The organism is Segatella salivae F0493 (assembly GCF_000477535.1).
GTDB classification, from domain to species: domain Bacteria; phylum Bacteroidota; class Bacteroidia; order Bacteroidales; family Bacteroidaceae; genus Prevotella; species Prevotella salivae.
Map to the genome: position 1 here is coordinate 85116 of NZ_AWGW01000024.1, position 21183 is coordinate 106298.

17 protein-coding genes are annotated in these 21183 nt (G+C 43.0%); 11 read left to right on the plus strand and 6 right to left on the minus strand.

Translation table 11 applies throughout. The features are described from left to right. Positions 1-22 precede the first annotated feature (22 nt). The 6 genes from HMPREF9145_RS07300 to rpsA form a co-directional block, all read right to left on the minus strand. A complete protein-coding gene (locus tag HMPREF9145_RS07300; protein WP_021825704.1) occupies positions 23-1579 on the minus strand; it encodes a sulfatase family protein in 1557 nt (518 codons plus the stop codon). Between the two features lie 50 nt (positions 1580-1629). Continuing rightward, the gene (locus HMPREF9145_RS14125; protein ID WP_257898728.1) at positions 1630-1755 is read right to left on the minus strand and encodes a hypothetical protein; all 126 of its coding nucleotides are present in this window, start codon (positions 1753-1755) and stop codon (positions 1630-1632) included. A gap of 235 nt (positions 1756-1990) precedes the next feature. After that, positions 1991-2749, minus strand: a complete 759-nt coding sequence (locus HMPREF9145_RS07305; RefSeq protein ID WP_021825705.1) for an MBL fold metallo-hydrolase — start codon at positions 2747-2749, stop codon at positions 1991-1993. Beyond that, complete coding sequence (locus tag HMPREF9145_RS07310) at positions 2746-2997, minus strand: hypothetical protein (RefSeq protein WP_021825660.1); 252 nt, start codon at positions 2995-2997, stop codon at positions 2746-2748. Before HMPREF9145_RS07310 ends, HMPREF9145_RS07305 begins: the two co-directional genes overlap by 4 nt. A 287-nt stretch (positions 2998-3284) precedes the next feature. Further along, entirely contained in the window at positions 3285-5234 is a 1950-nt protein-coding gene (gene rho / locus HMPREF9145_RS07315) for a transcription termination factor Rho (RefSeq protein WP_021825683.1), read from the minus strand. A 158-nt stretch (positions 5235-5392) separates the two neighbouring features. Then, positions 5393-7174 carry a 30S ribosomal protein S1 gene (rpsA, locus tag HMPREF9145_RS07320; protein ID WP_021825678.1) on the minus strand — a complete coding sequence of 594 codons (1782 nt, stop codon included), beginning with the start codon at positions 7172-7174 and terminating at the stop codon, positions 5393-5395. Positions 7175-7953: 779 nt separating this feature from the next. Here rpsA and HMPREF9145_RS07325 point away from each other — a divergent pair. From HMPREF9145_RS07325 to HMPREF9145_RS07375, 11 genes are all read left to right on the plus strand, one after another. Then, positions 7954-9177 (plus strand): DUF4929 family protein, encoded by a 1224-nt coding sequence (locus tag HMPREF9145_RS07325; RefSeq protein WP_036906975.1) that lies wholly within the window; start codon positions 7954-7956, stop codon positions 9175-9177. Between the two features lie 36 nt (positions 9178-9213). Continuing rightward, positions 9214-9711, plus strand: coding sequence for a hypothetical protein (locus HMPREF9145_RS07330; protein WP_036906977.1), 498 nt, complete (start codon positions 9214-9216; stop codon positions 9709-9711). A 50-nt stretch (positions 9712-9761) separates the two neighbouring features. Next, complete coding sequence (locus HMPREF9145_RS07335; RefSeq protein WP_021825749.1) at positions 9762-10676, plus strand: hypothetical protein; 915 nt, start codon at positions 9762-9764, stop codon at positions 10674-10676. A gap of 508 nt (positions 10677-11184) precedes the next feature. After that, positions 11185-11673: a hypothetical protein gene (locus HMPREF9145_RS07340; RefSeq protein ID WP_036906979.1), complete on the plus strand. Its 489-nt coding sequence runs from the start codon at positions 11185-11187 to the stop codon at positions 11671-11673. Positions 11674-11841: 168 nt separating this feature from the next. Next, entirely contained in the window at positions 11842-12324 is a 483-nt protein-coding gene (locus HMPREF9145_RS07345) for a hypothetical protein (protein WP_155945285.1), read from the plus strand. A gap of 595 nt (positions 12325-12919) precedes the next feature. Then, on the plus strand, positions 12920-14896 hold the full coding sequence (locus tag HMPREF9145_RS07350; RefSeq protein ID WP_231369771.1) for a hypothetical protein: 1977 nt from the start codon (positions 12920-12922) through the stop codon (positions 14894-14896). A gap of 674 nt (positions 14897-15570) precedes the next feature. Then, the gene (locus HMPREF9145_RS07355; RefSeq protein ID WP_231369772.1) at positions 15571-17190 is read left to right on the plus strand and encodes an outer membrane beta-barrel family protein; all 1620 of its coding nucleotides are present in this window, start codon (positions 15571-15573) and stop codon (positions 17188-17190) included. Positions 17191-18028: 838 nt separating this feature from the next. Next, a complete protein-coding gene (locus tag HMPREF9145_RS07360) occupies positions 18029-18352 on the plus strand; it encodes a helix-turn-helix domain-containing protein (RefSeq protein WP_196809752.1) in 324 nt (107 codons plus the stop codon). Continuing rightward, a complete protein-coding gene (locus HMPREF9145_RS07365; RefSeq protein WP_021825746.1) occupies positions 18352-18732 on the plus strand; it encodes a MerR family transcriptional regulator in 381 nt (126 codons plus the stop codon). Before HMPREF9145_RS07360 ends, HMPREF9145_RS07365 begins: the two co-directional genes overlap by 1 nt. Then, entirely contained in the window at positions 18729-20789 is a 2061-nt protein-coding gene (locus tag HMPREF9145_RS07370; RefSeq protein WP_021825655.1) for a bifunctional DNA primase/helicase, read from the plus strand. Before HMPREF9145_RS07365 ends, HMPREF9145_RS07370 begins: the two co-directional genes overlap by 4 nt. Next, positions 20777-21085: a helix-turn-helix domain-containing protein gene (locus HMPREF9145_RS07375; protein WP_004353889.1), complete on the plus strand. Its 309-nt coding sequence runs from the start codon at positions 20777-20779 to the stop codon at positions 21083-21085. Before HMPREF9145_RS07370 ends, HMPREF9145_RS07375 begins: the two co-directional genes overlap by 13 nt. Positions 21086-21183 lie beyond the last annotated feature (98 nt).

Here is a 21183-nt window from a genome sequence, read left to right on the forward strand (position 1 = left end):
AGTTTAGGGCCTCTTGCTAAGATTATTTTACGCCGTTTGCGGTATTTCGGATGGGATCATCATATTTTACTTGCAGGTTTTGCAGTTGTTTTTTCAGGTTATCCGTAAGCTTTTCAGTCCCCGGTTGGCCGTAGATGTTGTGCATTTGAGCAGGATCTTTCTGCAAATCATATAGTTCCCAGCTGTCAATATCATTGTAGAAATGCATCAACGAGTAACGTTTCGTGCGGATACCATAATGGCGACACACAGAATGTTCAGCTGGATACTCATAATAATGATAGTAAAGAGAAGACCGCCAGTCTTTAGGATGCTTGCCTTTCAATAGTGGAAGCAGCGAAACGCCTTGGATATCTTTCGGAATATTGGCACCAGCCAGGTCGAGGAAAGTGGGGGCATAGTCTATGTTTTGCACCATTTCATTGCATGTTTGCTGTTTACCTCCGGGGAAATAGATAAGTAATGGGGTGCGGAAAGACTCCTCATACATGAATCGTTTGTCAAACCAGCCGTGCTCACCCATATAGAAACCCTGGTCAGAAGTATAGACAATGAGCGTATTTTCCAATAAACCTTTCTCACGAAGATAGTCAATCACTCGCCCAACATTGCGGTCAACAGAGTGTATAACGCGCATATAGTCGTGCATATATCGCTGATATTTCCATTCGGCGAGCGCCTTTCCAGAGAGCTTATCCTCCTTAAACTTGCGGATGATTGGGTCATAATGGCGATCCCATTGTGCGCGTTGGGAAGGTGTCATGCGTTGATAGTTGGCGCGTCCCCATGGTTCCAATCCTGTGTTTGTATGGATTTCGTTCTCGTGATCGGCCATTTTATTGTCGTAAACGAGGTCCATATCTTTGATGATACTCATCTTTTGCTTTTGTGCAGCGAGCCTACCTTTATAGTCATCATAGAACGTTTTGGGCAGCGGATAAACCACATCATTGTATAAATCAAGGTCGCACGTGTCGGGATTCCATACGCGATGCGGTGCCTTATTATGCATTAAGAGACAGAAAGGCTTGCTTTTGTCGCGCTTGTTCTCCATCCAGTCGATGGCCAAGTCGGCGATAATGTTAGTCACATAGCCTGGTCTTTGGAGCTTCTTCCCATTGCATAGGAAGTCAGGATTATAGTAATCACCTTGTCCAATGAGGATATCCCAGTAGTTAAAGCCCGTAGGAAGTGACGTGAGATGCCACTTTCCAATCATTGCAGTCTGGTATCCTGCCTTCTGAAGTAGCTTTGGAAACGTCTGCTGTCCACCGTCAAAGGTCTTTGAATTGTCTGTAAACCCATTGGCATGACTATGCTTTCCCGTGAGCATACAAGCGCGAGAAGGACCACTTAAGGAGTTAGCTACGAAGCTTTCTTGGAACTTTGTGCCGTGGTTTGCAATCCAATCAATGTTCGGAGTGCTAATAAACCTGTTGTCATACGCACTTATCGTTTGATAAGAATGGTCGTCACTCATGATATAAACGATGTTCATCGGCTTCTTTTGTGCCTGAGCCGGGATGAAGGCGCCTATGGAAAGAGTGCCTGTAAGATAATAAAATAGCTTGGTTTGCATATATAATTTTTAGTTGTTTTGTTCGTTTTAAGGTGTGAGATTGTTTTCTTTTAGCTCACCATCTGTATGTTGTTTCGTTTAGAAAGCAAATCTTTTCCATGAAGTTTAGGTTCATCTTGGGTTATGAGGTTACTGAAAATAGATTGTTGTTGCATGGTAGTGCCTTTCTTTATCATCGTATATTTGTTGTTTTTGTTGATGAAAATGATACTACAAAAGTAGGCAATTATTAGCTATAATCAAACTTTTGTTTAAGAAAAAAAATATAGCTTGTGGCATTTTGGCTAATGAATGGTGGGTTAACTCTCTTCAAAAGGAGGAGTAAATCGAGATTGATGGGTTGCTAATTCATGTGAGAACCATGAGGACTTCCTTATTGTTCAGGCGAATATCAGGCTGTAGTCGTTGAGCCTAAAAAATCTCTTTGGTTTCTCCTTCGTGCTTAATGCACCAAAAATCTACGCCTTTTTCTTGTGCAAATTCATTCATACGCCAGGCACTTTCAAAGCTACTGCCAGCGAAATGCATGGGGATAAGTGTGCCAACATCAAAGTGGTCGAGAAATTGTCTTGCCCCTTTGGTATAACCATTCCCTATGCGTCCATCAACAGGAAACATGACAACATCGAATTGTTTGGTGATTTTCTCAATGTCGTTTAACTCTTCAAGAAACCTGTTTTCTTCTTGTTGAGGATTCACATACTCAAATTCCTCCGTGAGAATATTTTTATATTGGTAAGTTTCATTCAGGAAACGGGCATACCAGTTGTTGAGGTCTCCCGCATGAAAGATTCGTTTTCCGGCTGTTTCTACAATCCAAGAAACACCACTATCGTTGCTTCCTGTGGCATAAATACTAAGCCGCCGGTCACTCCAATGCATGCCTTTCTCCAACCAAATGTCTGCATCTGTGGCATCAGCACAATGGTGTTCTAAGATGTCTTTAGATAGAATTATGGTGAAAGGAGTATGGGGAAACTGGCTTTTCCAACTTAAAATCTCTCGTGAAAAATGGTCTTCGTGGTGATGAGATGCAAAGACATACGTTGGCTTTTGCTTCAAAAGGGCCTTTGAAATCACGTGCGCAGGGTCTATCCAGGCATCGAAAATAAGAATACATTCGTTTGTTTCGACGATGAATCCGCTATGAAAAATATAGGTGAATGTCATTGATTTGTAGGCTGAGAAATGAGTTTACAGAGCACATCTTCTCTGATAATTTTCGGTGAAGTCTTGCCCGCCAATACCAGAATCTTCTTTCCATTGCGATAGATATGCAGTTGACGAGCACGTGCTACGGCTGTTATCGTGGTGTCGTTTTGGATAGTTTCCCAAATCGCATGATAGCAACCATCGGCATCAAAAAGTTTGTTGCGCAGATGAGAACAAAGGTCTGAGGGATTGATTGAAGTTGACATAAGATTAATGTTGAATCATATCATAAAATGATGTGCGTCAAACCATCGTGTAATTGCAGTGAGATGATGCGGTAATTCCATAGCTTTTACGCGATGATTTGACTGAAAAAAGAGAAGCGTGTTCCACAAATCTCGTTGTTTCATACGTCTTCTCTTTCTTATTTTTCATTTGAAACGCAGACCATTAACTTGTGCGTTTTTGTTTTATTTGTTGCGATTGCCTTCTGTTTTGAAGGCAGATTCTTTCCGTTTCAGTAGCCTTTTGTGTTAGAAAAGGTATGAAAGCATCATGAGTTCATAGACAATAGGAACTCTTCATTGTCGCGCGTGTGAACCATTCTATCATGAATTGAGTTCATGGCTTCAATCGGATTCATGTCGCTAATGTATTTACGTAGAATCCACATACGGTCGAGTGTGGTCTTGTCTTGCAGCAAGTCATCACGACGTGTGCTTGAAGATACGAGATTAACTGCCGGGAAGATTCGTTTGTTGCTAAGCGAACGATCGAGCTGAAGCTCCATGTTACCCGTGCCTTTGAACTCTTCAAAGATTACTTCGTCCATCTTACTACCCGTATCAATGAGTGCCGTTGCAATGATAGTCAATGAACCTCCGCCCTCAATGTTACGTGCTGCACCAAAGAAACGCTTAGGCTTTTGCAATGCGTTTGCATCGACACCACCCGTCAAAACCTTACCACTTGCAGGACTAACAGTGTTGTATGCACGTGCAAGACGTGTGATAGAGTCGAGGAAAATGACTACATCGTGTCCACATTCTACCATGCGTTTAGCCTTCTCAAGTACGATTCCGGCAATCTTTACGTGTCGTTCGGCAGGCTCATCAAAGGTAGATGCAATCACTTCGGCATTGACAGTGCGGGCCATATCGGTAACTTCTTCAGGACGTTCGTCAATTAACAACATCATCAAGTAAGCCTCAGGATGATTTGCTGCAATAGCATTTGCGATGTCTTTCATCAAGATAGTCTTACCTGTTTTGGGTTGAGCTACGATGAGAGCACGCTGTCCTTTGCCGATGGGAGAGAAGAGATCAACGATTCGAGTGGATAGATTCGTCGTGGAAGGATTGCCACATAGTGTGAACTTTTCTTCTGGAAAGAGCGGTGTTAAGTGCTCAAATGGGATGCGATCACGAACTTCTGTTGGTTGTCTTCCATTGATTTTGTCTATCGTTGTCAGCGGAAAATATTTCTCACCATCATGAGGTGGGCGCACATGGCACTGGATAACGTCTCCTGTTTTCAGCCCATATTTCTTGATAGTATTGGTTGCTACATAGATATCATCAGGCGAAGAGAGATAATTATAGTCGCTGGAACGCAAGAAACCATAGCCATCTGGCATCACTTCGAGTACGCCGTTACCTGTAATAAGGTCTGTAAAATCGAAACGTTCTGTATTTTGTTGTATCGGCGTCTGACGCTGATAGTCCATTTGTGAAGGCATAACACCCATTGTTGGATTATCAAACATATCATAGTTTGGCACAGCTCCTTGATCTTCTATAGGCAAATCGACCACTGTAATGAAGTCGGTGCCGTCGCCAGGGTCACCAGACCATACGCCGTCTATAGGCGCTTTGGCTTCTTCAACCTCTTTATTATGGTCATTGATTTTGGCTTGTAGCTTTTCAAGTAGATTGCTTTTCTCTTCATCTTCCGTGTTAGGCGTGTTTTCAGCAAAGGCAGCTTCGGGAATCAACTCTTCCTGTTTATCCTCTGCTTGAGCGTCTTTTTCTGGCTGTTCTGTTTGCTCTTCGACGGTTTCGGCTTTGTTTTCTTGAGCTTCATTGGTGCGTGCGGCCTCTGCAGCAGCTATTAATTCGAGCTCTTTCTTTGACTTTCTTCCGCGGTGTTTAGGCATTTCAGCCAGCAATTCCTCTGGAGTTTTCTCCTCTTCAGGTGCATTCTCCTCGTCTTTGAACAGAGATTTCTGTTCAGGAGCAGCTGTTTTATTCTTCTTTGTATCGAGATTCTCGCCGTCTTTTCCTTTTACTGTGTAGACGCGATCAGTGTCTTTTTTCACTATTCGTGTGCGTTTTCTCTTGGCACCTAATGGGTTTCGATTGCCTTCTTCTATGGCTTGTTTATCCAAAATGGCATAAATGATATCTTCTTGACTATCTTTTTGGTTGTAGGTGACACCCAAATCCGAGGCTATTTTGGCCAATTCGGTGACGTCCTTAGATAATAATTCGTCCTTACTATACATATTAGTATAAAAAATATTGATTGAATAGAAGTGCGTTTCTCAAATGGAAACACAGTCGTATTGAATTTCTTTGCAAAGATAAACAAAATTTCTTTATATACAAAAAAAGAGCCTGTTTTTTTCAAAACAGACTCTTTATATGAGGTGAAATGTTTGATTTATTCGCCTTTTTCCATTTTAGCCTTCAAGTCAGCAAGTACGTTGAGGTCTCCAAGTGAAGTTCCTGCAGCGACATTATTGATTTGAGCTGCGCTGTCAGCCTTGTGTGCTGTGTGCTTACGTGCAGGCTTAGCAGCTGGAGTTTCGTCTTTACCTTCTTCGAAAGTACGGCTGTGTGAGAGGATGATACGCTTTGTATCTTTCACGAACTCAATAACCTTGAATGGGAGTTCCTCACCAAGTTGAGCCTGTGTTCCATCCTCTTTAACAAGGTGTTTCGGTGTAGCGAAACCTTCACCACCCTCGTTTAAGGTGATTACAGCGCCTTTATCCATCATCTGAGTAATCTTTCCTTCATGAACAGATCCAGGTGTATAGATAGTCTCATAGGTATCCCATGGGTTGTCTTCAAGCTGCTTGTGGCCGAGACTTAGACGGCGATTCTCTTTGTCTATGTCAAGAACTACAACCTCAATCTCAGCACCTACTGAAGTGAACTCTGATGGATGCTTAACCTTCTTGGTCCAAGAGAGGTCGCTGATGTGGATTAATCCGTCAACGCCTTCTTCGAGTTCAACGAAGATTCCGAAGTTAGTGAAGTTGCGAACCTTAGCAGTATGTTTGCTACCGATAGGATATTTGGTCTCTATTGACTCCCAAGGATCTTCCTTAAGTTGCTTGATACCCAAGCTCATCTTACGCTCATCACGGTCAAGAGTCAATATAACTGCCTCGACTTCATCGCCTACATGCAAGAACTCTTGAGCTGAACGGAGGTGCTGACTCCATGACATCTCACTAACGTGGATTAAGCCTTCAACACCTGGTTGGATTTCAACAAATGCACCATAGTCGGCAATAACGACAACCTTACCCTTCACATGATCACCTACTTTGAGGTCAGGGCTGAGGGCATCCCATGGATGAGGAGTGAGTTGTTTCAAACCAAGAGCGATGCGTTTCTTGTCTTCATCGAAGTCAAGGATAACCACATTAATCTTCTGATCGAGTGAAACAACCTCATGAGGATCGCTTACACGGCCCCAAGAAAGGTCTGTAATGTGGATCAATCCGTCTACACCGCCGAGGTCAACGAATACACCATAAGAGGTAATGTTCTTGACTGTACCTTCAAGAACCTGGCCTTTCTCAAGGTGAGAAATAATTTCTTTCTTCTGTGCTTCTAACTCAGCTTCGATCAAAGCCTTGTGAGAAACAACGACATTACGGAACTCTTGGTTGATCTTTACAACCTTGAACTCCATTGTTTTGCCTACGAATACATCGTAGTCACGTATAGGATGAACGTCAATCTGACTGCCTGGGAGGAATGCTTCAATGCCAAATACATCAACAATCATACCGCCTTTCGTGCGACACTTGATGTAACCCTGAATGATTTCTCCATTGTCAAGCGCTTCGTTAACCTTATCCCAGCTCTTGTTCAAGCGAGCTTTGCGGTGAGAAAGAACCAACTGACCTTTCTTGTCTTCTTGGTTTTCTACATAAACCTCAACTTTGTCGCCAACCTTTAGGTCGGGATTGTAACGGAATTCAGAAGCAGGGATGATACCATCGCTCTTATAACCGATGTTAACTACTACTTCTTTTTTATCGAGAGCAATAACTGTTCCCTCTACAACCTGGTGTTCCTGAATCTTGTTCAGGGTCTCGTCATAAGCTTTTTCAAGGTCTTGCTTGCTGACGCTTGCGCTTGAACCATTCTCAAACTCGTCCCAATTGAAGTCTGATAATGGCTGAACGTTCTTTAAATCTGACATAAAATAATAAAAAAATTAAATTTAATAAAGTTAGACTTTATGTGAATGTGGCGCACCTCTATTATAGAATGTACGCTCGAAACGGGTGCAAAGGTACGGGTTTTCATAGGAATGAGCAATTCATAGCATGGATATTTGCAAGATGGTTAAAGTTATTTAACATTATGACTTGTGGTCAAACATTCTGTGTTTTGTGCTGCCCCGTTTTTATCGTCAAATAGTCTTGGTTTTCAATTCACGGCAAATCACGCGGTCATTTAGTGCAAATCGTGTGGTCATTTCATAGAGATTGCAGCATGATTTGATGGCCTTTAGTGAGCTCTTTGCAAAGTCTTTATGCGCCCAACCAATACTTTGCTTTGGTGATTGATAGGAATGTTTCGGTGCATATCACCTTTTTTATATAGTTTTAAGCATCATTAAATATCACTATTATTGAGTATTGCAGGACTAGTTGATTCTTTATAATTTTGCATTCCCAAACGAATCTTATTGTTTTTTCTGATTAAACTACCACTATATTTTGGACCATGAGTGTAGCCAATATCATCTTTTAGATGGAAAAAAATATTGAAATAGAGTATATTCACTGGTGAAAAGAGAGTGGGGAAGTAGTCACAAAGAGAAACTTATCTTTCGTTTTGCATGAAGATTTTAGGTCTTATCGTCATCACTCTCTTGTAGTGTATGTTGTGAGCGTTATGAAAAGTCATAACAGAAGTCATGAAAACACAAGGAGAAAGCATGAAAAATAAAGTATAATTTAACAAACAATAGAAATGAAACTTATGAGAACAATCTTCTCGTTGCTTATTGTTTTCATCTTGGTAGCAGCCTGTAGAAACGATAACGAGGATGATGTGCAGATGTCAAATGGCATTGCGCTTTCTGTAGTTGGCAATGCCTTTATGGCTGAAGACGATGCCGAGGGCGTTACACTCAATGTGTTGATGGCCTTTGCTCCCACAAAAGACGAAACCATAGCGCTGACTTTGGAGGGCAACGAAGGCGACATTGTGCATTTAGACCATAGTGTTTTGCATTTTAAGGCAAAGCAAAAGGAGGCTACTGTGAAGGTGATATCCAATGCAAAGCATGCACTTTCTGTACCAAAAACGATGAGTATAGCCATCGGAAAGATGTCTGATCCGCGAATGAAAGCCGCAGATGAAGGCGTGAAAATCATGGTTACGCCCGATGCCGACATACCTGTTCTGACGCCAGAACAGCTGAAACTCATTGCGGGATATAAAGAAAAGTTTGGTTTTGACCTCACTTCTGTCTTAGGAAAGGTGCCTGTTGAAGCCACTGTTTTATTTAATACCAAAGACAAAGAAGAGTTTTTCAAGGGGCAGGCTCAGGCTTCTTTTAAGGGATTTAGTATCATCACGCTCAGTGAAAAGGCTACAGCCGATGCTCCAATACTAAAGATTGTGGACAATCCTATGGGCCTAACGTCATTCTTTTACAATGTGTTGAAGGCCAAAACCGTGGAAGATCACGAGTTCTTTTTGCAGCAACCTTATGGCAGTGCGGTGGTGCAGGCCATTCATTACGATGCAACAAAGGAACAATTCAGTATGAGTCTCGACGGCATTAAACTCATTCCGGCGTCGGGTGGGGTAGAGTTTGTGGTCCAACGCCCTAATGCCTACGAAGAGACGATATCCACTTTGCCTTTTGTTTATCGTTTTTCTGCATGGGAAAGAGTGAAAGAACTGCGCGACAAAGGCACTCTGATATATGTGAAAGAGAATGGAAAGACCGTAGGTTATCAGATTACTGACGAGTTTCTTTTAGCCGGAGGGTCGATAGATCCCCAGCGTTGGCTTGGCATAAGTGACATCAGTCGTGACACGTATGGTAACGCTCCTTCTGATTGGGTGACGCCAAAAGGTCATATAGATTTTACGAAAGGAACGATGACTTTTGTGTTTCCATGGGACTTTGAGGCTGCAAATGGCTATGAACAAGTGCGGGTTACCTATACGATGCATAAGTAAATAAACAATAAAAACAATCATAAAATTCAATCAACAATGAAAAGTAATCTTATCAAATTATTTCTATTCGGATGCTTACTCATGCCTTTGGGAGCGAAAGCAGCAGGGCCTGTGAAGTACTTTTGCATAGAACTTCGTAACGGAACGAAGACAGAGTTTGCGCTTTCTGACACACCTAAAATCACTTTTGCTAACGGAAGCATGAGTGCTTCGACAGCAAAAGAAAGCATAACTGTGGCTTTATCGGACATCGTTCATTATAATTTCAGTGAAAAACCCCAAACCGCTGGCATCTCAACCCCCTTGCAACATCGTGTGGGTAAACCGCAAGCAGACTATACAGAGGGGCATCTTCGCTTGCGAGGACTCCTTGCCGGTGCGCCGGTTAGTGTGGTAACCATTGGTGGGCGCTTGGTGTTTAAGGCAAAAGCGTCGTCAGATGGTTTGCTCGAACTCAATCTTTCGTCTTATCCAGCAGGTGTATACGTGGTATGCACACCAAGTGGTAACCTTAAAATAGCCGTTACTAAATGATGAAATAATTAATATATTACCCAGAATAACAACTTAAAACAACAATAAAAATGAAGAAGTATTTACTCTCAATTGTTTTCGCTTTCACCTTTGTTACCTTGTCTGCACAGACTTATCAAATGAAAATAGTCAAAAAAGGAGGTGAAATCGTGAAACTATCTGCTGATGATATCCAAGAGATTTCTTTTGAAGCAGATGAAAGTGCGCAGCAAACTCCAAAGTATGTAACGCTATTTGGAGTGAAATGGGCAACGGGAAACCTGCAATATGATAAGGGAACATGGAAGTTAGCCGAGCATCAGTGGGATTATTTCAATCCTCGTTATGGATTACATAGAAATGGAACAGAGGCTTATAAGTTTGAGTTGATGCAGGCTGATGACCAGATTGACCACTTTAATTTTGGTGTTTGTGGTAAGAATGCACTCACTTATTCGAAAGATGTGTATGGAAACACAACGAAAACAGATATTTCTGGAAAGATGTATACAGACGATAAGTTTCAAAATGAGACTACCGATTTCAACCAGGCAGCCTTTGGTGACATCGCTTATTGGGCCACAAAAGGGAAGTATCGCTTGCCAAAATATGACGAGATTTATAACTTAGCACAGAACGGAAAGTGGCAACTTGGCTATATAGTTGTGGAAGATAATAAGAGAATATATGGCTATTTAGTGACTGAACCAGGCGAAGGTGACTTTGCAAGAGTTATGACTTTTGGTAAAGAACTGACGCAAGAAGATCTCTCAAAAGGCTTGTTTTTACCCTTCGCGGGCTCTCGATATGATAATACCAAGGCTGTAAAATATGCCGGTTATGGCGGATATTACTCGTCATCTATTCTCTTTGAAGACGATAAAGACTTTGCACGCTTGTTGGGTATAGATAGTGATGGTGTTAATCCTGATAATGGAGATAACTGCCGATATGGTCAGTCGATTCGGCCGGTTGTAGTAGAATAATTGCTTGATAATAGGAAAAGACCACTCAAAAAAGCCAAATTGGCCCTTTTGAGTGATCTTTTTCTTATTTAAACCTTGTGCTAAAATAACAGCAATACATGTCGTCTCTCTTTATAATTTCCATCTCTTTACACGATAGTTTTTGGGGCTTTGGGCTATCGTAGAGTTGTTATTAGCTAAAATATAAGCCCTTTATGCGATAGTCTTTTTAGCTACATGAAAAATCCTTTGTCGTGTTAGACTCCCTTCTCCATTCTTAATTCAGTTGCAAGGAGAATCTATGAGGAAAAGAAAAATATAAGAAAGAAGGGCAAAAGAAAGTGTAAAATCACTTGCAATGTAAGGAAATTATATCTATTTTTGCAAAATAAATAATAGTAATAATCGGTAAAAGATGATACGATTGAGAAGCCCCAAAAAGATGAACGCTAATAACAAAAGTTATTAAATAACTACATAGAGCCAGTTTCCAAGATCATATGGGGACAGTTTCAATGATTTTTCCATTATGAGAAAAGTATTTCTAATTATTTACATGATAGTATTTGCCAATTACGCTAATAATATATTAGCGGGCAATGGTGATAAAGCATGGATTTCGGAGCGGTTTGCACTTCAAATCATAAATAAGAAGAGCCTACAAAGCAAGTATATCTTCCCTATTGAAGGTTTTGAAATACATAATGGATGCTTATATATCCTTACTTATGGTGGAGAGATGCAACCTGTCATGACAAAAGCGACTAAAGAAGGGATGCTTATATCTAACTTCCAATATACAATCAATTTATATTCTTGGCCAAAATATCAAATTGAAAAATACAATAAGTCCAAAGTATATTATCAATATGTAGGAGATAAGATTAAAATAGAAATAAGAATAGGGGAATATACAGAGCATTTATTTTTTACAAGTAATGTGTATGGAAGCAGTTTTGGGAACTTACTTGAATTCAAAGGATGGCTATTGGATTTTTTATTGCCAACAAAAAAATGACCAGCAGGACAATCGATTAGCAGGACTCTTTGATTCATGCCCACAGGGGGTATTCCTATTGTAGTTTCAACCGTTTCTTACGCGCCTATCTGGCCTCCCACAAATCACTTTTTAAAGGTTTTGATGCTTGCTGGCCTCCCGCAAATCACTTTTTAAAGGTTTTGACGCTTGCGGGCCTCCCGCAAATCGCTTTTTAAAAGGTTTGGCATTTCCGCGGTTGGCGAAAGTCGTTTCCCAAATGGTTTGGTGTTTCCGCGCATGGCGAAAGTCGTTTCCCGAATGGTTTGGGGTTTCCGCGGTTGGCGAAAGTCGTTTCCCGAATGGTTTGGTGTTTCCGCGCATGGCGAAAGTCGTTTCCCCAATGGTTTGGAGTTTTCGCGCATGGCGAAAGTCGTTTCCCAAAAGGTTTGGAGTTTCCGCGCATGGCGAAAGTCATTTCCCGAAAGGTTTAGTGTTTCCGCGCATGGCGAAAGTTATTTCTCGAATGGTTTGGAATTAGTTGTTGCAAAGATATGGAAATTAACGGTTCAGCGTAATGGGCATGTACGTCTGCTGGGACATTATTATAGCGTACCCCACACTTATGTGGGAAAGAAAGAATCTATGAGGAAAAGAAAAACAAAAGAAAGTGGGAAATCACTTGCAATGTAAATATATTATATCTATTTTTGCAAAATAAATAATAGTAATAACCAGCAAAAGAAGATACGATTGAAAAGCAAAAAAGATGAACGCTAACAACAAAAGTTATAAAATAACTACATATGGTCAGTTTCGAAGATTACATGGAAAAGTTTCAATGATTTTTTCCAGTACAAGTAATCTAATCTTAGCATGCATGGGGGGGCTGCTGCAGCCTATGCTACGTAATTGTATGAAGCTTCCTATGAGAACCTGTAGAAATCTTGGAGTATTTCTCCTGCTGGGTCTGTTCTTCCTGACTGCATCCGGTCAGAGTCAACCGCATACTGCACAAGATTTGGAGGTAATCCATGCGGCACTGCCTCAGGACCAGCCGTACATGCTCTTCAGCAAGGAGACCTATGAGACGGGGGAAGACGTGTGGTTCAAAGCCTGGCTGTTCGACCGCTCCTTATTGACACTGTCGAACAGGAGTCAGACTCTCTTTCTGAGAATCTATGATTCCGCCGACAGCCTTGTGTGGAACGAGAAGTATCCAATCTCCGGTGGGCGGGCGGAAGGACACGTCTTCATCGGGGAACATTGGAAAACTGGGGAGTACAGGGTGGAGGGATATACTCAGTCTTCGTTCTATGCAGACAGTACGGAAGCCGTCTTTCCTCAAAAGATATGGGTTGTTGACCGAATCGATAAACAGGAACCACAAGACACGAGAACAGGACTACAGAAAGACAACATCAGACTTGGCTTGTATCCGGAAGGGGGCTATCTGGTTCAGGGTATAAAAAACTATATTGCATTTAAGGCAACAGACAACCAAGGTGTGCCTGTCCCTCTGAGTGGCTGGCTATGCGAAAACAGAGCAAGGATATTGAACATAGAAAGCAGTCATGACGGTATGGGGCTGCTTTCGTTCGTTCCGCACGAAGGAGTCCGCTACACGGTACAACTAACCAATGGACAAGAGTTTCCTCTTCCCACATCTCTTCGTTCAGGCATGGTAATGCATTTGGAACACACAGACAGGAAAAATGTCGTGTTCTCGGCGAGACAGCCACGGGGAAGCATGCCTCGCCGCATATCTCTGTTTGTGCAGATGCGTGGTGTTCCCTGCTATCAGGCCGGCGGCATACTTCGGGACAGCCTCATCATCAGTTTGCCTATGAGCGGGTTCCCCGGACAGGGAATTGCCGAAGCAACCCTTTTCGATGAACAGCAGTGCCCGATAGCCGAGAGGCTATTCTACGTTCTGCCAGATAAGCAGCTGACGATAACAGCCCGTCCGTCGAAGGAAGTCTATATACGCCGTGACAAGGGAGAGGTGAGGATACATGTGACAGATTCCGAAGGAAAACCGGTACAGGCAGAAATATGCATGAGTATCTTTGACAAAGCTTACATGAGCCAAGCCTACCGGGAAACAATGCTGTCCTATAATTTTCTCTCGACCCAGATACGTGGCAACATTCATCATCCAGCCTACTACTTCGACCGTAAGAATCCGGACAGGCTGCAAGCCTTGGACCTGCTACTTCTTACACAAGGGTGGCAGCGGTATACTTGGCAGGCAAGTCGGAAAGACTATCATGGGAAACCATTCTTATGTGACAATATCATAGGGATGGAAACCGTGGGAAGCCGTAAGATGAAAAGAAATACCACCAACGGAGGCGAGCAGGTAATCCAGGTGTTCGGACCTTCCGGGGATAGTCAGTTCCTATGGACCGATTCCGTGGGCAACTTCTCTGTTCCCGTGTCTGTCATGAATACACTTCGGGGTGGATATGTCTATATCAAGCCACTTCTGGGAAAAGAGTTCAAGCCACATCTGACGCTCTCGGATGGTACGGTACTGATAGACTCCATAAGGAAGTCGAAAAAATCATACCAATCTTATTTGAACAATGTCGAGAAAGAAAAGAAAGACGCGGAGCTTGTCACAACCCAGACAGGGACAGTGCTGCTGAACGAGGTACTTGTCACCAGGAAGCGCAGGATTCCCTTCAGAGATAAGTTCATGGGGAGGCTGGATAGCCTGGTAAATATAAATTTAGGCCCATGGGTCTGCAAACATGGCTTTTTAGAAAACTACAAAGAGGGATATTCCCACTTAATGGGAGATGAAAGAGCACCTGTCCAATGTGCTCAACATAGTAGAGATACTTTAAATGTTCGGAGGAAACCCATTATCGGAAAGGTGTATCAGATTATAAAATACGAACCTAACACACAGGGAATATGGCTCGTCAAAGATATCCAGGGCATAAAGTATGAGGGTCCTATCTACACCGATGAGGAATTGCTCCGTATGAATAACATCACGCGTGTCAAGGGCTACTATGGCCAACGCGAGTTCTATACGCCCGATTCCGTGGAGATGCTGTCTCCACTCCCCGATGCACGGAATACACTGCTATGGAGTCCCTCCGTACAGACTGACAAGAATGGAGATGCCACCGTGCCATTCTGGACTTCCGACATCAATACGCAATTTATAGGAGTCGTGGAGGGTACCGATGGACTGGGACTGTTAGGCAGTAACACTTTTGAGTTTCATGTATCAAAAACCATGGAAGAATGAAGACGAGAATAGCTGAAAGCCGGACAGTAGGGCTGATATTCATGCTGCTGTACATAGCTAGTACGGGGGGTGCCTCTGCACAGACTCGCAATGACACCCTCAGTCAGATGAGAGACTCTATCGTACATCTGAAGGAGGTACAGGTCAGTGCCTCACGCCCGCTGATAAAGGCAGAGCTCGATAGGATAACCTATCATGCAGCCGATGATCCCGACAGCAGGAGTATGACGCTGCTGGAAATGCTGCGGAAGGTGCCTATGGTTACGGTAGAGGGGAATGAGGTCGTGAAAGTAAAGGGCAGTACTGATTTCAAGGTATATGTGAACGGCAAGCCAAACACCATGATGAGCAACAAGCCCACGGAGATGATGAGGACCATCCCCGCTTCGACCGTCAGGAAGATAGAAGTCATTACAAATCCCGGTGCCAAATATGATGCGGAGGGCGTGGCAGGGATACTCAACATCATTACGTTAGGCAGTTCGAAGCTGGAAGGCTACAACGTCAGTCTGGGCGTGGGAGTAATGAATATAGCACAAAGCGCAAACGTGTCAGGCCTGGCCAAGGTCGGGAAATTAACCCTGTCAGTCACGGACGGGGTAAGCTATTCAAGACCACCTAAGGCATGGCAGGAGACGGAACGCACAGGTAAAACGCTGTCGGCAGCAGGACAGATGCACTCCTACTCTGATTATCAGGTCAAGGCACCCGCCCATTTCATGGAATTGGGCGGCAGCTATGAGTTTGACAGCCGCCACTTGATCAGTATGACGGCAGGAGTAGAGAACTACACAGGGAAAAGCCAGACGGACATGCACACTGATATGTACGACGGCAGCGGTGGGCACAGATACGGTTTCGACAATGAGCATGCGTCACGCAATCGAATCAACAGCCTGTACACAGGAATCGATTACCAACATACGCTTGGCAGGCATGGCGGTGTCATAACGCTGTCGTATCGCTTTTCGGAGGTACCCTCCACCGTTACGTCTTCCAGCCTTTATCACTGGCAAAAAAATCAGGCGCCGGATTTAAGTCTCAGGGATCTGTGTACCACGTCCAACCTGCGTACGGACGAACATACCGGTCAGATAGACTATACCGTAACCATTGGCGGAAAGCATACATGGAGTGTGGGGGCAAAATACATCCATCGCAGCCATAAGAGTGACAATGGCGAAGCTACAAGAACGGCAGGTACGGAAGAACCTTTTGTGGAAGACCAGAGTCCGTCTCTTTCTTACAGGCAGAAGACCGACATTTCATCCGCATATGCGGAATATGCCATACAGCACAAGCAAATATCAGGAAAGATGGGATTGCGTTATGAGCATTCTTCGCAGAAAGTAAGCTATCCTGAAGATAACCTCCTGACGCGTCATGAAAGTTTCGGTGCGCAATTCGATAACGTGGTCCCTTCCTTGTCAATTGGCTACCGTATAGGGGAGACACGGATGCTCACGTTCTCTTATGCCATGCGCATATCACGCCCCAACATCTGGAATCTGAATCCCTATGTAGACCGGACGAATCCTACAGTCATCAAGACAGGAAACCCTGACCTGACCACATCATCCTCGCATAACCTGAGCCTCTCGTTCAACTCGTTTGCCCGGCGCTTTGGAATAAACATGACGGCAGGACTCGACTTACAGGATCGTGGCATCATCGGCTACTCCTATTGGGGTAATCCTGTCTCCCTGACCGACAATATGGTAACAGGGGAAGATGCCACCCTTATCTCCACGTATGGCAATCTGCTCAAGAGAAGTAATGTTTATCTGAACCTTTACATCCGGTGGGCACTCTCCGGGAGCGCCACCTTGAATGTCAATGCAAACGGAGCATATTCCAATCTTAAAAGTTCACAGCTAGGACAGCATAATAATGGATATTCAAGCAGTCTTTCGGTCAATTTACAGAAGAATCTGCCGTGGAGGTTGAGAATGGTGGCAGGTTGTTCGCTGAACAGCCGAAGCTTAGATTTGCAAGGGTATACCGAAGGCTCCATGATGTACCGTCTTATGTTGATTCGTTCTTTCTTGAAAGACGACAGGCTGACGGTGACCGTCTATGGAAATAATCTGTTCCAAAATGATTTGCGTATAGAACAGCTTACCGAAACTGCCGACTTTACAAATCGCTTTACGAATGTAAGACGTGACTATCGCAGCTTCGGCATAAACGTCAGCCTGCGTATAGGAAAACTGCATGATAAGGTGAAACGCACATCGAAGAGCATATCAAATGATGACGTCATCACAGATGGAAATCCAAGAAACCAGAAATAGTAAATAACAAATGAAGAGAAAGTTAGTTTTCCTGATTTTTACATACTTGGTTTTAGCATCATGTACTAATGGCCAAGTAAATACTAGGGAGCGTCAAATCCGCTTCCCGAAATATGAGAAATTCGTTGAAACTGTCCCCATGTAATCTTCGAAACTAACCCTATGTAGTTATTTTATAACTTTTGTTGTTATCGTTCATCTTTTTGGGCTTCTCAATTGTATCTTCTTTTGCCGGTTATTACTATTATTTATTTTGCAAAAATAGATATAATATCTTTACATTGCAAGTGATTTCTCACTTTCTTTTGTTTTCCGTACTCAAGGAGGAAGACAGAGAGGTTTGTGAACCAAACTCTGCTAACTCGTTGTAATTAAATGTCCTATCAATTTTGACAAATCGGTAGTGTAGCATTTTTGTAGCAGTATTTTGACTGCTTAGTGACTACTATTCTGACTACCTTTTGAAAGCACAACAGCTCTCTTTTCTTGGGTACAAAGGTATATAAAATTGTACTGACCTCCAAATCTTTGTACCATAAATGTTTAGAGATTTTACTGCTACATTTTCCAGTGCAAGGTGCAAGCCCTTATATATAAAGGGACTTGCACCTTGCACTGGAGTTTTACAAAACAATAATAATTATACAAAGATATAAGAGTAATAAAATGTTTTAGATTTAGTTCGTTATATTTATTGGTACACTGTGTATTCCGCTACTAACAAACAAACTTGCACCGTCTGCAAGACGGATTGCATAGTGTGCAAACATTTGCATGTGGCGGGTTGCTCTTGTAACGGTGCTTTAGTAACTTTATAAGTATGAAAAAGTTATTGGAAATGCTGAAGTCAGCAAGAGTGAAAAATGGTTATTCGCAGGAGTATCTGTCTGTTATTCTGAAAGTTAGTTCGAGTCAGATCTCGCGCTGGGAAAGAGGAAAGACAGCAATGACTCTTGAACAAATTCTGATGTACGCTTCAAAGGTGGGCATCCAGTCTACCAAAATATTTGAGTTTCTTGCACGTAATGGGCAGCCCGGTCCTTTACCTATAGCAGAAATTCATCTGGAGGTTTTTACTGAGGAAGCATTCAGAAGACTTTCACAGTTAGTCAGTGAACTTGGAATAGAACATGTAACAATTAAAACCAAACGATTACGCTGATGGAAATAATAGCAGTAGAAAGCCAAGCCTATCAAGAACTGATAGACAAGCTCAATCGTATTGAGCAGTATGTTGAGCGCACCTCCCGTCTTATTCAAGACATTGACGACGAGCTGGAGATGACCACGAAAGACCTTATCGGGACTCTGAATGTTTCAGAGTCCACCCTTTACCGCTGGCGCAAGAAGCAGTTGATACGGTATCGCTACACGGAGGGTGGCGATGTACGCTACTTCTTCAAGTCTATCGTGATAGCCACGAAGTGTAACCGGCTCCGCGTATCAGGTATGAGAAACGACGAGATTCTTGGTCGGCTCAACCGTTTCAAGGACAATCTCATCATGAGTTCATGTATTAATCCTAAAAACCGACAACTATGATAGAAAAGGAACAGATTCTTTTACTTACACAAGGAGGTTTGAATGTGTTTTCACATTTCCTTGGCTTTGAGGTAAACCTTCATCGCAACTTCCGAAGCCCTTTCTATGACGATAGGCGGGCTTCCTGCCATATCTACTACGACAGGAAAACTTCTTCTTACAAATTCTATGATCATGGAGATACCACCTATTCTGGGGATTGCTTCTGGTTTGTGGCAACCCTCCGTAATTTGAACCTGAAAACAAGTTTTCCCGAAGTATTGGAAACGATTGTACAAGAACTTGGATTGTATTCTTTATGTGATGGTGAAAAGCATAGCAGCCATATCACGTCAGCATATAAAAAAACTATTGTTCCCACTCCTAAGGCTGATATAACCAAGTGGACGGAAGAACGTTCATATAGTTTTGAGATACAGCCATTTGACGATGGTCTGCTGAACTATTGGGGACATTATGGCATCCATGAGGATACACTCCGTCGCTTTCGTGTACGGAGTCTTAAACGCTATGAAAGTGTATCTGCTGAAGGCAAGAAGTTTGAACTTTATGGATCACCTACGGAACCTATGTTTGCCTATATCGGAAACGGCTATGTAAAGATATACCGACCTCACAGTCCAAAAATCCGCTTTCTTTATGGTGGACGGATGCCTGCCACGTATTGCTTCGGAATGGAGCAGATTCCTGCCAAAGGAGATATGCTTTTCATTACAGGTGGAGAAAAGGATGTACTCTCATTGTATGCACACGGCTTCAATGCGATTTGCTTCAACAGTGAAACGGCACAGATACCGACAAGTATCATTGAGAGCCTTCAGCTTCGTTTTAGGCATATAATACTCTTGTATGATGCGGATGAAACAGGTGTACGGGAGGCACATAAACAGTCTGAACATCTGGCGGAATACAAGGTCTTGAACCTTTCACTTCCGCTCTGTGGCACGAAGTCCGAAAAAGACATTTCAGACTTCTTTGCCTTAGGCAACGGGGCAAAGGAACTGAAAGAGCTGCTTGCCAAGATGTTCTCAGATCTATATAGCCAAACCATGATGATGTTACGTTCCTGTGAGATTGATTATGAGAATCCACCAGACATTTCCAAATCGGTTGTGGCTGTGAATGGTGTTCCACTAGGAACGCAGGACAATCTGTTCTGCATTACCGGAGGTGAGGGTACGGGCAAGAGCAACTATGTGGGTGCTATCCTTGCCGGAACATTGGGAGAAAAACGATTGCCGATAGAGAAGACCTTGGGATTGGAGATTACCGCCAATCCCAAAGGCTTGGCGGTCCTACACTATGACACGGAACAGTCCGAGGCACAGTTGCACAAGAACTTGGGTAAGACACTGCGTAGGGCTTCTTTGACGGCAGTACCGGAATTTTGCCATTCTCTGTACCTTGCCTCTCTGTCCCGCAAGGACAGACTGAAACTTATCCGTGAGAGTATGGATTTGTTCCATCACAGGCATGGAGGTATCCATCTCGTGGTGATTGACGGAATAGCCGACTTGATACGTTCTGCCAATGATGAAACGGAAAGTATTGCCATTGTGGATGAGCTTTACCGTTTGGCAGGGATTTATAATACCTGTATCATCTGCGTGCTTCACTTTGTGCCTAACGGTATTAAGCTGCGCGGGCATATCGGCTCGGAACTTCAATGCAAGGCAGCGGGAATTCTTTCCATAGAGAAAGATGACAATCCCGAATACTCGGTCGTAAAAGCATTGAAAGTCCGTGACGGAAGTCCGTTGGACGTACCGATGATGCTTTTCGGCTGGGATAAGGCTGAGGACATGCACATCTATCGTGGCGAGAAGTCTAAAGAGGACAAGGAAAAGCGCAAGACTGATGAACTCATTGCCGTTGTCAAAGAAGCCTTCCGAAATTCTTTCAAGCTCACTTACCAAGAACTTTGTGAGGTTCTGATGCGCGAAATGGAAATCAAGGACAGAACTGCAAAGAAATACATCGCCTATATGAAAGAACAACGTATCTTGGCACAAGATACCAATGGTAACTATCAAAAAGGAGAACTATGCCGTACTTAGATTACAATACAGAAGATACATGGCAAAAACGCCTGTTTGACAAGTTGATGAATGTCGAGGATAAGCTTGACCAATTACTTGTCTTGCAAGAGCAATCTGTCAATACGGCTGTCCGTCCGCCTTTGAAACCCGAATACTTGGACATTATTGATGTATCCAAGATTCTCAAAGTGGAACAAAAGACTATCTATAACTGGGTGTGGGCAGGGAAGATTCCCTACCTCAAAGCAAATGGACGTTTACTCTTCCTAAGGGAAGAAATAGATGAGATGCTACGGAAACAAGGGAACTGGTAGTCATCCGTTCATTATTTAATGCTTGTTCAACAAAATTGAACAAGCATTAAATAATGAACGAAAAAATTTGCAGTTTGATTTTTGTTCACTATCTTTGC

Excerpts from the sequence above, each read along its gene's own strand:
- HMPREF9145_RS07300 (WP_021825704.1), bottom strand. The coding sequence starts at position 1,579 with ATGCAAACCAAGCTATTTTATTATCTTACAGGCACTCTTTCCATAGGC.
- HMPREF9145_RS14125 (WP_257898728.1), bottom strand. The coding sequence starts at position 1,755 with ATGATAAAGAAAGGCACTACCATGCAACAACAATCTATTTTCAGTAAC.
- HMPREF9145_RS07305 (WP_021825705.1), bottom strand. The coding sequence starts at position 2,749 with ATGACATTCACCTATATTTTTCATAGCGGATTCATCGTCGAAACAAAC.
- HMPREF9145_RS07310 (WP_021825660.1), bottom strand. The coding sequence starts at position 2,997 with ATGTCAACTTCAATCAATCCCTCAGACCTTTGTTCTCATCTGCGCAAC.
- rho (WP_021825683.1), bottom strand. The coding sequence starts at position 5,234 with ATGTATAGTAAGGACGAATTATTATCTAAGGACGTCACCGAATTGGCC.
- rpsA (WP_021825678.1), bottom strand. The coding sequence starts at position 7,174 with ATGTCAGATTTAAAGAACGTTCAGCCATTATCAGACTTCAATTGGGAC.
- HMPREF9145_RS07325 (WP_036906975.1), top strand. The coding sequence starts at position 7,954 with ATGAAACTTATGAGAACAATCTTCTCGTTGCTTATTGTTTTCATCTTG.
- HMPREF9145_RS07330 (WP_036906977.1), top strand. The coding sequence starts at position 9,214 with ATGAAAAGTAATCTTATCAAATTATTTCTATTCGGATGCTTACTCATG.
- HMPREF9145_RS07335 (WP_021825749.1), top strand. The coding sequence starts at position 9,762 with ATGAAGAAGTATTTACTCTCAATTGTTTTCGCTTTCACCTTTGTTACC.
- HMPREF9145_RS07340 (WP_036906979.1), top strand. The coding sequence starts at position 11,185 with ATGAGAAAAGTATTTCTAATTATTTACATGATAGTATTTGCCAATTAC.
- HMPREF9145_RS07355 (WP_231369772.1), top strand. The coding sequence starts at position 15,571 with ATGCACTCCTACTCTGATTATCAGGTCAAGGCACCCGCCCATTTCATG.
- HMPREF9145_RS07360 (WP_196809752.1), top strand. The coding sequence starts at position 18,029 with ATGCTGAAGTCAGCAAGAGTGAAAAATGGTTATTCGCAGGAGTATCTG.
- HMPREF9145_RS07365 (WP_021825746.1), top strand. The coding sequence starts at position 18,352 with ATGGAAATAATAGCAGTAGAAAGCCAAGCCTATCAAGAACTGATAGAC.
- HMPREF9145_RS07370 (WP_021825655.1), top strand. The coding sequence starts at position 18,729 with ATGATAGAAAAGGAACAGATTCTTTTACTTACACAAGGAGGTTTGAAT.
- HMPREF9145_RS07375 (WP_004353889.1), top strand. The coding sequence starts at position 20,777 with ATGCCGTACTTAGATTACAATACAGAAGATACATGGCAAAAACGCCTG.